This is a genomic window from Arthrobacter sp. AB6 (assembly GCF_031844545.1).
Classification (GTDB): Bacteria; Actinomycetota; Actinomycetes; order Actinomycetales; family Micrococcaceae; genus Arthrobacter.
This window is the reverse complement of record NZ_JAUZVL010000051.1, coordinates 1-1,359: the sequence shown is the minus strand read 5'-3', so window position 1 is coordinate 1,359 and position 1,359 is coordinate 1. Positions and strand designations below refer to the sequence as shown.

Below are 1,359 nucleotides of genomic sequence, written 5' to 3'. Positions count from 1 at the left end.
GCCGCGTTGACTCATAGGAAAGGTCCGCGTAGAGGGATACGTTGCCTCATTGGAAAAGGTCCGGGAAGAGGCGAGGCGGACATCCTTGAGGGATGGGACTGACGATGAGCCAGCGTAAGGCCGTCACGGTGATCAAGGCCCGGGCGTATGCGCGCGGGAACCGGCTGGAGAAGGTGCGGATTCTGGATGAACTGGTGGAGCTGACGGGCTGGAACAGGGACTATACGCGGCGGGCTTTGCGTCAGGCTCTGGAGTTGCGCCCGGTGCGTGCCCGTCCGCCGCGGGCCCCGGTTTATGGTCCGCGGGTGATCGAGGCGCTGGTGGTCTGTTGGGCGGTCTTGCGGGGCCCGGCCGGCAAGAGGCTGGCGCCGATGCTGCCGGTGCTCGTGCCCTTGCTGCGCCGGGATGGGGAACTGGACTTGGCGGACGCGGAGGCGGTACTGCTGATGCGGATGAGCGCGGCGACGATCGACCGGAAGCTTGCCCCGGAGCGGGCGAAACTGGTGCTGCGGGGCCGATCGCATACCAAGCCCGGCTCATTGTTGAAGTCCCAGATCCCGGTGAGGACCTGGGCGGATTGGGACGGCGCGGTGCCCGGGTTCGTTGAGATTGATCTGGTTGGGCATGAGGGCGGCGTGGCCTCCGGACAGTTCTGTTTCACCCTGACCGTGACTGATATCGCGACGGGGTGGACGGTCAACCGGTCGGTTCCGAACAAGGCGCAGAAATGGGTGTTCGCGGCACTGCAGTACGCGTTGGGCAGGTTCCCGTTTCCGATCCTTGGGATTGATTCGGACAACGGGTCCGAGTTCATCAACGACTACCTGCTGGAGTACTGCCACGCCCGGCAGATCACTTTCACCAGGTCCCGGCCGGGGAACAAGAACGATGGGGCCCATGTGGAACAGAAGAACTGGGCCCGCGTCCGTGAGCTCGTGGGGTACTACCGCTACGACACTACGGCGGAACTGGAGAAACTCAACGCCATCTGGGAACTCGATGCCCTCTTCACGAACTACCTGCTGCCCCAGCAGAAGCTGCTTTCGAAGGAACGTCATGGGGCCAAAGTGGTCAAGAAACACGATGCCGCCCTCACCCCGCACCAGCGCGCCGCCCGGCATCCGAACGTCCGGAAGCAACCCGTCATCAGCATGAATGCCCAGTTCAAACGACTCAAACCGGCGGCACTGTCCCGGCAAATCCTGGCCCTGACCGGACAGCTCGAAGCACTTAGCCAGGCCAAAGCTGCTCCCCGCGACTACAAGATCAACACCTGGTTCAACTCGTACCCGAAACGGACCTTTTCCAGTGAGGCAACGAAGTAGTCTTCCCGGACCTATTGACGTGAGGCAACAGGGA

The 1,359-nt window shown here is 62.8% G+C and carries 1 protein-coding gene; it reads left to right on the top strand.

Annotated features, from left to right (window positions below):
- Positions 1–104: 104 nt before the first annotated feature.
- The gene (locus Q9R30_RS19255) at positions 105–1,325 is read left to right on the top strand and encodes a DDE-type integrase/transposase/recombinase (protein WP_311218591.1); all 1,221 of its coding nucleotides are present in this window, start codon (positions 105–107) and stop codon (positions 1,323–1,325) included.
- Positions 1,326–1,359: the final 34 nt, after the last annotated feature.